The organism is Conyzicola sp. (assembly GCF_057073975.1).
Genome location: NZ_JBXMIS010000090.1, coordinates 1 through 9,694, shown reverse-complemented (window position 1 = coordinate 9,694; position 9,694 = coordinate 1). Strand labels below are relative to the sequence as shown.

The 9,694-nt window shown below is 65.1% G+C and carries 12 protein-coding genes and 1 pseudogene; 1 reads left to right on the top strand and 12 read right to left on the bottom strand.

What is annotated here, in order from left to right:
* Positions 1–821: 821 nt before the first annotated feature.
* The 3 genes from rpsI to truA form a co-directional block, all read right to left on the bottom strand.
* Entirely contained in the window at positions 822–1,301 is a 480-nt protein-coding gene (gene rpsI / locus AC14A7_RS08210; protein WP_484008029.1) for a 30S ribosomal protein S9, read from the bottom strand.
* Between the two features lie 32 nt (positions 1,302–1,333).
* Positions 1,334–1,780, bottom strand: coding sequence for a 50S ribosomal protein L13 (rplM, locus tag AC14A7_RS08205; protein ID WP_484008027.1), 447 nt, complete (start codon positions 1,778–1,780; stop codon positions 1,334–1,336).
* A 161-nt stretch (positions 1,781–1,941) separates the two neighbouring features.
* Positions 1,942–2,817, bottom strand: a complete 876-nt coding sequence (gene truA / locus AC14A7_RS08200) for a tRNA pseudouridine(38-40) synthase TruA (RefSeq protein WP_484008025.1) — start codon at positions 2,815–2,817, stop codon at positions 1,942–1,944.
* A 24-nt stretch (positions 2,818–2,841) separates the two neighbouring features.
* Here truA and AC14A7_RS08195 point away from each other — a divergent pair, with 24 nt between their 5' ends.
* Positions 2,842–4,674, top strand: coding sequence for an acyltransferase family protein (locus AC14A7_RS08195; protein ID WP_484008023.1), 1,833 nt, complete (start codon positions 2,842–2,844; stop codon positions 4,672–4,674).
* 60 nt (positions 4,675–4,734) lie between these two features.
* Here the strand turns inward: AC14A7_RS08195 and rplQ are convergent, their stop codons facing one another.
* The 9 genes and pseudogenes from rplQ to AC14A7_RS08150 all read right to left on the bottom strand — a co-directional run.
* Positions 4,735–5,310, bottom strand: coding sequence for a 50S ribosomal protein L17 (gene rplQ / locus AC14A7_RS08190; protein ID WP_484008021.1), 576 nt, complete (start codon positions 5,308–5,310; stop codon positions 4,735–4,737).
* A 44-nt stretch (positions 5,311–5,354) separates the two neighbouring features.
* Positions 5,355–6,347 carry a DNA-directed RNA polymerase subunit alpha gene (locus tag AC14A7_RS08185; RefSeq protein ID WP_484008019.1) on the bottom strand — a complete coding sequence of 331 codons (993 nt, stop codon included), beginning with the start codon at positions 6,345–6,347 and terminating at the stop codon, positions 5,355–5,357.
* 217 nt (positions 6,348–6,564) lie between these two features.
* Complete coding sequence (rpsK, locus tag AC14A7_RS08180; protein ID WP_484008017.1) at positions 6,565–6,963, bottom strand: 30S ribosomal protein S11; 399 nt, start codon at positions 6,961–6,963, stop codon at positions 6,565–6,567.
* Entirely contained in the window at positions 6,963–7,343 is a 381-nt protein-coding gene (gene rpsM, locus AC14A7_RS08175) for a 30S ribosomal protein S13 (RefSeq protein ID WP_484008015.1), read from the bottom strand. The genes rpsK and rpsM overlap by 1 nt, the downstream gene beginning before the upstream one ends.
* 142 nt (positions 7,344–7,485) lie before the next feature.
* Positions 7,486–7,602: a 50S ribosomal protein L36 gene (rpmJ, locus tag AC14A7_RS08170; protein WP_199281181.1), complete on the bottom strand. Its 117-nt coding sequence runs from the start codon at positions 7,600–7,602 to the stop codon at positions 7,486–7,488.
* A gap of 95 nt (positions 7,603–7,697) precedes the next feature.
* Entirely contained in the window at positions 7,698–7,919 is a 222-nt protein-coding gene (gene infA, locus AC14A7_RS08165; RefSeq protein WP_055965022.1) for a translation initiation factor IF-1, read from the bottom strand.
* 174 nt (positions 7,920–8,093) lie between these two features.
* Positions 8,094–8,927, bottom strand: coding sequence for a type I methionyl aminopeptidase (gene map / locus AC14A7_RS08160; protein ID WP_484008013.1), 834 nt, complete (start codon positions 8,925–8,927; stop codon positions 8,094–8,096).
* A gap of 6 nt (positions 8,928–8,933) precedes the next feature.
* Positions 8,934–9,533 carry an adenylate kinase gene (locus AC14A7_RS08155; RefSeq protein WP_484008011.1) on the bottom strand — a complete coding sequence of 200 codons (600 nt, stop codon included), beginning with the start codon at positions 9,531–9,533 and terminating at the stop codon, positions 8,934–8,936.
* Positions 9,530–9,694: pseudogene (locus AC14A7_RS08150) on the bottom strand (preprotein translocase subunit SecY); the annotation flags it as partial. The pseudogene AC14A7_RS08150 and the gene AC14A7_RS08155, both read right to left, overlap by 4 nt.

The window sequence follows — 9,694 nt, the reverse complement described above, 5'->3', positions numbered from 1 at the left end:
GCGCAGATTCGATGTCGCGCAGGGCGTCGTCGCGCAGTTGTTCCAGCGGATGCATGAAACGAAACGTGAACGTCTAACGGTCAACGTTCAATGAATTTTGTACGGCGTTTCTGTGAAACGCCAAACGTCCTGTTTCAGCGAATCTTGTGGGCGTTTGACTCGTTCGCTCATAGCCGCACTCGGCCTTCGGCCTGCCCGTCCACGTCACTCGGCCCCGCCAGCTCCGTTCTGTGAAACGTTAATGATCATCTATTCATCATCGGAAAAACCGCGTTGATACGGCCACTCTTTCCAGTGCGCGACCAAGCCCGCCCGAACTGGATTCTCACGAATGTAATTCCACTTTTCGTGAACCGATTCCGAAGTTCGAAGGAGACGGTCAAAGCCGCCCGGCTGCCATCCCCAGTTTTCGCGTGCAGTATTTGAAATTCGCTTTGCGATCCTAAAGGTAGCGCCGATCTAAGTTTCGCGGAACTGGTTCCGCAATACGATGTAAACTGCTTCGGCGGCCTCAATCCCCCCGCATAACGAGTTTGATTCGGACCGAGCTGATGGAAAGGCCAACGGCACCATACGTGGCAAAAAATTCGGCTGCTATTAAAACCGCACCCTCGCCAGACGCCTCAGCTGAACCACGCGCTTTGGTGCCCTGATATGAGAACTCCACCCGGACTGGGTACGGATTTGAGTTTGTAAAGCGCGCGATTCGGGAAGTGCCGGACTGTTCGTAGGAAACTGTTACGCCCTTCATTTTGGTTTGGCCCATTGCAACAGGCCCTTGCAAAATCAAAATCAAACCGACCAAAATGAAAATGTATCGACTAGTTCCAGAGAGAGTGGTCATAGAAGATGTCAAAAAGCAAACCGATGACACGAGGGTCACGAGTGAGGAAGCCGGCCTTCTTGAGCGCCGGGCGGTTGTTCTCGCGGTCGATCTCGTTGAGCGAGCGCGCGATGGCGAGGCGCATGGCACCCGCCTGGCCCGAGGGGCCGCCGCCCGTGATCTTGGCGATCACGTCGTAGCTGCCGAGGAGGTCGAGCACCTTGAAGGGGTCGTTGATGAGCTGCTGGTGGAGCTTGTTCGGGAAGTACTCCTCGAACTCACGGCCGTTGACCGTGATGGTTCCTGCGCCCGGCTTGATGCGCACGCGGGCGATGGCCTGCTTGCGACGGCCGACGGCTGCGCCGGGAACGTTGAGAACGGCGCGCGGTGCCTTGGGGGCGGCGTCTGCCGGGGTCTCGGTGGAGTATTCGGTCAGGCCCTCTGGGAGGCCGTCGATGCTGTCTGCGATGTTCGCCACGGTAGTTGAGTCCTTTAGTTTCTGAGCCGGCGCTACTGGGCGACCTGGGAGAGGGTGTACGTCTTGGGCTGCTGCGCAGCGTGAGGGTGCTCAGCGCCCGTGTAGACCTTGAGCTTGGCAAGCTGAGCGCGGCCGATCGAGTTCTTCGGCAGCATGCCGCGAACGGCCTTCTCGACCACGCGGGTCGGGTGCTTTGCGAGAAGCTCGGAGTAGGTGGTTGCCGTCAGTCCGCCCGGGTAGCCGGAGTGGGTGTACGCCTTCTTCTGCGCGAGCTTGGCGCCGGTGAGGGCGATCTTCTCTGCGTTGATGACGATGACGAAGTCGCCCATGTCCATGTGGGGGGCGAAGGTGGCCTTGTGCTTGCCGCGCAGCAGCGTGGCGACGTGGCTGGCGAGGCGGCCGAGAACGACGTCTTCAGCGTCGATGATGAGCCATTCGCGCTGGACGTCGTCCGGCTTTGGCGAAAATGTACGAGTCATAGCTGTACTGCTTTCTTGATCGAGTGAGGTGTTCGTGAATCCCGCTCCGGTGGTGCGTTCCGAACGAGATACGTTGCGGAACCCAACCCGTGGAGGGCTCATGATCGGGTGTCGCGCACAGGGCGCAGGCACCAAGGGTCAAGGGTAGTCCGTTTCGCCCACTACCGCAAAGTCTCGCGACGCGCCCGCGTCTGCTCTGCGCGTGTCGCGAGCTCGTCGTCGGGCGGATACCCGACCTCGACCAGCGTCAGGCCCTTGGCCGGTGCCACCTTGAACGCGCTGGTGCGTGTCTCGGCATCCCGCAGCAGCACCACGTCGGTGGGCGACAGCTTCCCCTCGCCAACGGCGATGCACGCGCCAACGAGGGAGCGCACCATGCTGTGGCAGAAGGCGTCGGCGCGAACCTCTGCGAGCAGGTGCCCGTCGTCCAGCCGTCGCCACGAGAACTCCTGCAGCGTGCGGATGGTGGTCGAGCCCTCGCGCGGCTTGCAGTAGGTCGCCCAGTCGTGGAGGCCGAGCAGGGCACTGGCCGCGGCATCCATCGCCTCGACGTCCAGCGCCGCGGGGTAGGAGAGCACGTGGCCGCGCAGCAGCGGGTTGCGGGCAATGGATGCGTCACCAACGCGGTACTCGTATCGTCGCCAGACCGCAGAGAACCTCGCATCGAATCCCGTCGGTGCGAGCCGGGACGACAGCACGACCACATCGCTGCTCAGGCCCGCGATGCCGTTCAGCCGTCTGGCCAGCGACTCTGCACCGCCCTGCCCTCGACGCTCGTCGAGAGAGGCGAGCTGCGTGGCGGTGAGGTCGAGGTGTGCAACCTGCCCGGTCGCGTGCACACCGGCATCGGTTCGTCCCGCGACGGTGAGCCGCGGTGCGGGGCCATGCCGCTGGAAGACGGTGGCGAGCGCAGACTCCAGTTCGCCCTGCACCGTGCGAATGGCTGGTTGCGCGCCCCAGCCGGCAAAGCCGGATCCGTCATAGGCGATATCGAGCCTCAGTCGTGTGACCGTGTCGGTCTCCGGCTGCTCTTTCACGCAGCGAGTCTAGGCTGGATGCCGATGGCCACGAAGAACATGGCGCCGGCAGTCGTCGCCGCCCCTGCACCCGCCTCCCGCTTCAGCGGGCTCGACGGTCTCCGTGCCATCGCGGTGAGCACCGTCATGCTGTTCCATCTCCTACCGGGAGCACTGCCAGGCGGCTACATCGGCGTCGATGTCTTCTTCGTAATCAGCGGCTTCCTCATCACGAGCCTGCTACTGCGCGAGCACGCGGCGACGGGTCGAATCGTGCTCCACTCGTTCTGGGTGCGCCGGGCTCGTCGCCTCCTGCCCGCTCTCGCCCTTGTGGTGGTCGCCGCCGCCACGGCCGCGCTGGCGATCGGCGGCGACGTCCTCGTCGGAATTGGCCGCCAGCTGCTCGGGGCGGCGACCTTCAGCTACAACTGGCTCGGCATCGCCTCCGACGCGAGCTACTTCGACACGGCGACGCCAGAACTCTTCCGCAACCTGTGGTCGCTCGCGGTCGAGGAGCAGTTCTACCTTGTCTGGCCGTTCGTCGCACTAGCGGTGGTCGTGGTGCTCCGGCGCCGCCGGTGGATGCTGGCCGCGGTTCTCGTCATCGCCGCGGCATCCATCGCGGCAATGCTGCTGCTCTCCGCGGCTGGAGCCGACCCGACCCGGCTCTACTACGGCACCGACACGCACGCCTTCGGTCTCGCGATCGGAGCGGCGCTCGCCGTCGGCGGGGTCAGGGCGTGGCGCGGCCTCCCGGTGCTCGGAGCACTCGCGATCGTCGGGCTGCTCGCCCTGTCGTGGTTCCTCGCTGAGGAGTCGGAGTGGGTCTTTCGCGGCGGCCTCGTGCTCGTGGCCGCCCTCACCGCCCTCGCGATCGCTGGCGCAGCCTCCGGGTCGTGGCTCGGTCGCGCCCTCGACAATCCTCCGATGCGGTGGGTCGGCCAGCGCTCCTACGGCCTCTACCTCTGGCACTGGCCGGTGCTTGTCCTCGTGACTGCCGCCTGGCCCGCGCTCCCCGAGCTGGCCGTCGCCGCCGTCGCCCTGGCAATCACTATGGCGGCAGCGACCCTGTCGTATCGCTACCTCGAGCAGCCGGTGCGGCAGCGCGGATTCCGTGCCGTCGCCCGGTCGTGGGCGCGCGCATGGCGAGGCGGCCCGGCACGGCTTGCCACCGCTGCCGTCAGCGGGCTCGCGATCGCGGCTCTCGTCGCTGGGACGGGAGTCGCTCTGGTCGTGGCACCGGCATCCGGACACGTTGAGGACCGCATCGCCGCTGGCCTCGAGTCGATCCAGTCCCAGCCGCCCATGGAGCTCGACGCCGCCGCGACCGGGCCGGCGCCCCTGCCGGGAGGCGACCAGATCATCGCCATCGGCGACTCCGTCATGCTCGCTGCCGCCGATGAGGTCATCGCCCAGTTCCCCGGCATCTACATGGATGCCGCCGTCTCCCGTCGGATGACCGCCGCGCCCGCGATGCTGCAGGCGCTCAAGGATGCCGGCCAGCTGCGCCCGATCGTGCTGCTCGGCCTCGGCACCAACGGGCCCGTCGCCGAGTCGACCCTGCAGGAGATCTCGGACATCGTCGGCCCCGATGTATCCATCGTGCTCGTCAACGCACAGGCGCCGCGCGGATGGATCCCGGGAGTCAACCAGGTGCTCGCCAGCTATGCGCAGCGATACCGCAACGTCGAGCTCGCCAACTGGTACGACGCGATCCAGCCCCGGCTCGACGTGCTCGCCACTGACCTCATCCATGCGGGAGGGCCCATCGGCGGCAGCATCTACGCCGGGTCGATCCGCGATGCGATGCAGCGACTGGCCGAGCTGCCGCCGCTGCTCAACTCCAACGACTACGGGCTGACGCCTCGGCCGGCGTAGCCGACGGGTTAAGCAGAACGACCCCGCTCCGAGGAGCGGGGTCGTAACTGGTGAAGCAGGTTACTTCGACTGGTCTCCATCGGGCGACTCGTCAGCGGTTGCCTCGACGGCGGCGGCGTCCTCTGCCTGCGCAGCGACGGTCTCCGCCTCGACGGAGGCTTCCTCGGTCTCGACGACATCCTCGGAGACGGCGGTCTCCTCGGCCGGGGCCTCCTCGACGGGAGCGGCGGCCTTGGCCGGCGCCTTCTTCGAGACAGCGGCCTTCGGCTTGGCGTTCAGCGGCTCGAGAACGAGCTCGATCTGAACCATCGACGCGTTGTCGCCCTTGCGGAAGCCGAGCTTTGTGATGCGGGTATACCCACCCTCACGCTCAGCGACGAGTGGTGCAACGACGGTGAAGAGCTCGTGCACGACAGTCTTGTCGCTGATCTTCGCGAGCACGCGACGACGCGAGTGCAGGTCGCCGCGCTTTGCGAACGTGACCAGGCGCTCGACAACCGGCCGAAGGCGCTTGGCCTTCGTCTCCGTCGTCTTGATGCTCTTGTGGGTGATCAGGGCAGCTGCGAGGTTCGCGAGCATGAGGCGCTCATGCGCCGGTCCGCCGCCGAGGCGCGGTCCCTTGGTGGGTGTAGGCATTACTTTTCCTTTTTAGTGAAAGCAGTCAGTCGAGCGACTGGTGCTTAGGCCTGAGGCTCGTCGTCGTAGCCGCCGTAGAAGTGCGCACCGTCGAACCCGGGAACCGAGTCCTTCAGCGACAGGCCCATCTCGATGAGCTTGTCGCGCACCTCGTCGACCGACTTCTGTCCGAAGTTGCGGATGTTCATGAGCTGCGTCTCCGAGAGGGCGACGAGCTCGCTGACCGTGTTGATTCCCTCGCGCTTGAGGCAGTTGTAGCTGCGCACAGAGAGGTCGAGGTCTTCGATCGGCATGCTCAGCTCGCTCGAGAGAACGGCGTCAACCGGCGCTGGGCCGATCTCGATGCCCTCTGCGGCGGTGTTGAGCTCGCGCGCCAGGCCGAACAGCTCGGTCAGCGTGCGGCCAGCGGAGGCGATGGCGTCGCGCGGCGTGATCGCCGGCTTCGTCTCGACATCCACGACAAGGCGGTCGAAGTCGGTGCGCTCACCGGCACGAGTCGCCTCGACACGGTAGGTCACCTTGAGCACTGGCGAGTAGATCGAGTCGACGGGAATCTGGCCGGCTTCGCTGAACTCGCTGCGGTTCTGCGTCGCGGAGACGTAGCCACGGCCACGCTCGATGGTCAGCTCCAGCTCGAACTTCGCCTTGTCGTTGAGCGTCGCGATGACGAGCTCCGGGTTGTGGATCTCGACGCCGGCAGGTGCGGAGATGTCAGCCGCGGTGACCTGGCCTGCACCCTGCTTGCGCAGGTATGCGGTGATCGGCTCGTCGTGCTCGCTCGAGACGACGAGGCCCTTGATGTTGAGGATGACCTCGGTGACGTCTTCCTTCACACCGGGAACGGTGCTGAACTCGTGCAGCACGCCGTCGATGCGGATGCTGGTGACAGCTGCTCCGGGGATCGACGAGAGCAGCGTGCGGCGCAGCGAGTTGCCGAGCGTGTAGCCGAAGCCAGGCTCGAGGGGCTCGATCACGAAGCGTGAGCGGAATTCTGAGATGTTCTCTTCGGCAAGAGTTGGGCGCTGTGCAATGAGCACGGTGATTCCTTTCGGCGAGGTGTCCGCTATATGACACCTAAGGTGCGGCGGGTGGCTGGCCCGTCGTTGTTGCGAATATTGAATTGTGAATCTGCGAGTTGGGTAGCCGCCTCCGGCGGCGTATCGAAACCCTGGCTGCACGAAGCCGACCGGGTGTCTCGATACGCTCGCCGGAAAGGCGACCTACTCGACCCGCAGATGGGTCAAGCGCTGTGCGCTAGACCCTTCTGCGCTTCGGCGGGCGGCAACCGTTGTGCGCCTGCGGGGTCACGTCGTTGATCGAGCCGACCTCGAGGCCAGCGGCCTGAAGCGAGCGGATCGCGGTCTCGCGGCCGGATCCTGGTCCCTTGACGAAGACGTCGACCTTCTTCATGCCGTGCTCCTGCGCCTGGCGGGCGGCGGACTCTGCTGCCATCTGCGCGGCGTAGGGGGTCGACTTGCGCGATCCCTTGAAGCCGACGGCGCCAGACGACGCCCAGCTGATGACGGCACCGGTCGGGTCGGTGATCGACACGATGGTGTTGTTGAAGGTCGACTTGATGTGGGCCTGGCCCACGGCGACGTTCTTCTTCTCCTTGCGGCGCGGCTTGCGCGCAGCTGCCTTCGGTGCGGCCATTACTTGCGCCCTGCCTTCTTCTTGCCTGCAACGGTGCGCTTCGGGCCCTTGCGGGTACGAGCGTTGGTCTTGGTGCGCTGTCCGTGAACGGGCAGGCCACGACGGTGGCGGATGCCCTGGTAGCTGCCGATCTCGACCTTGCGGCGAATGTCGGCGGCGACCTCGCGGCGGAGGTCACCCTCTACCTTGAAGTTCAGCTCGATGTAGTCGCGCAGTGCGACGAGCTGGTCATCGGTCAGATCCTTGACGCGGATCTCCCCGCTGATCCCGGTGTCGGCGAGGGTCTTGAGGGCCCTCGTACGGCCAACGCCGTAGATGTATGTCAGTGCGACCTCCACGCGCTTATCGCGCGGGATGTCGACGCCGGCTAGACGTGCCATGTGGCATCTCCTGTTAGTGAGTGGAGGTAATGGACAGCACCGGTGCCAAGGCCTCCAACCCTGGGTGTCCCCCTCCCGCTCTCGCGATCAGGTTCTTGGTGCTGTTCTTCTGTATTCAGTTAGAAGTCGTGTGGAACGAGCCTTAGCCCTGACGCTGCTTGTGGCGCGGGTTGCTCTTGCAGATGACCATGACGTTGCCGTTGCGGCGAATGACGCGGCAGTGGTCGCAGATCGGCTTGACGCTGGGGTTTACCTTCATGATGATTCTCTTTCGCTGTCTTCGTACCTGGTCGAGAGACCAGGCCGTTACTTTCCAGCAATCGCGTGCCTGTTGGCACTACTTGAAGCGGCGAGCTACTTGTACCGGTAGACGATTCGGCCGCGGGTCAGGTCGTAGGGGCTCAGCTCCACGATCACGCGGTCCTCAGGGAGGATGCGGATGTAGTGCTGGCGCATCTTGCCCGAAATGTGGGCGAGAACTTTGTGGCCGTTGCTGAGCTCAACGCGGAACATTGCGTTGGGCAGTGCTTCGACTACTGCACCCTCGATTTCGATGACACCGTCTTTTTTGGCCATTGCCTCTTCGTCGCTAAAAGTTTGATTGCTGGTCGTGCGGGATTGTGGTGCAGCTGGGTGGCGCGGGCCCAAATTCATCGAATGCGGGAACGGCAAAACCGGCAGGAAACACCAAAGATCGAGCTTATACGACTCTCGGGCGTTTCGCCAAGCCCACACCTAGCTCTCGTGCTATTAGGCGGGTGGCACCGGGGTGACGCCGAAGGGGGCAAGGCCGAGCGCACCACCGTCGACGGCGGTGAGCACCCAGATGCCGTCCGCGTGCACGGCGATCGAATGCTCCCAGTGGGCCGACATGCCGCCGTCCTCAGTGACGACCGTCCATCCGTCGTCCATTGTTCGCGTGGCGATGCCGCCGGCGACCACCATAGGCTCGATGGCGACGACAAGGCCCGGCTTGACCTCTGGCCCGCGGCCTCGCACCCGGTAGTTGAAGACCGGGGGGTCCTCGTGCATCGAGCGGCCGATGCCGTGGCCGACGTAGTCCTCGAGGATGCCGTAGTCGCGACCGGATGCCGCAACGGCATCCTCGATGACCGCCCCGATCGTGTTGAGGTCGCGCACGTTCGCCAGCGCGGCGATACCCGCCCATAGGGCGTGCTCGGTCGCGGTGGCGAGCGCCTGGCGCTCTGCGACGAGCTCAGGGCGGTTGCGGTCGGCAACGACGACAGTGAACGCGGCATCCCCGTTCCAGCCCTTGACCTCCGCACCGCTGTCAACCGAGACGACATCACCTGGCCGCAGCACGTAGTCGTTCGGCACTCCGTGCACGACCGCCTCGTTGACCGAGACGCAGATCGTGTGATGGTAGCCGGGCTCCTTCATGAAGTTCGGCACACCTCCGCGCGAGCGAATCGCGTGCTCGGCGATCGCGTCGAGCTCGAGGGTCGTGATGCCAGCGGTGATCGCCGCCCGCACCGCGTCGAGTGAGGCTGCGGTCACGAGCCCTGGCTCGATCATCGCCCGGATGTCGGCCGGCGTCTTGTAGATGCCCTTGCCGCGTCTCATGAGGGGCTAGCTGGCAGCCGCATCGCTGGCGCTGAGTCCGCGTGCGTCGAGCGCGCGCGAGATGCGCTCTGCGACATCGTCGATCTCGCCGAGTCCGTCGACCTCGACGAGGAGGCCGCGGTCGCGGAAGACGGGAATGAGGGGAGCAGTCTCGCGGGCGAACACGTCCTGGCGATGACGGATCGCCTCCTCGGTGTCGTCGGTGCGGCCCTGCTCGATCGCGCGCTTGCGCAGGCGGGACACGACCTCCTCCTTGTCGGCGACGAGAAGGATGACGGCGTCCAGCGCCTGGCCTCTGCCAGCGAGCAGCTGGTCGAGGTAGGAGATCTGGTCGACGGTGCGGGGGTAGCCGTCGAGGAGGAAGCCGTCGAGGGCATCCTCCTGCTCGAGCCGGGATGTCACGAGCGCGTTGGTGAGAGTGTCTGGCACGTAGTCGCCAGCATCGACGATCGCCTTCACCTCGACACCGAGTGGCGTCTGGTTGCGGATGTTCTCGCGAAAGATGTCACCCGTGGCGATGGCCGGGATGCCGTAGCGCTCGGTCAGTCGAGCGGCCTGCGTTCCCTTGCCTGCGCCCGGTGGACCAACGATGAGAAGTCGGGTCAACGGAGGAGGCCCTCGTAGTGACGCTGCTGCAGCTGCGAGTCGATCTGCTTGACCGTCTCGAGGCCGACACCGACGATGATGAGGATGCTCGCGCCACCGAACGGGAAGTTCTGGTTGGCGTTCACAAGGCTCAGCGCGAACAGCGGGATGAGGGCGATGAG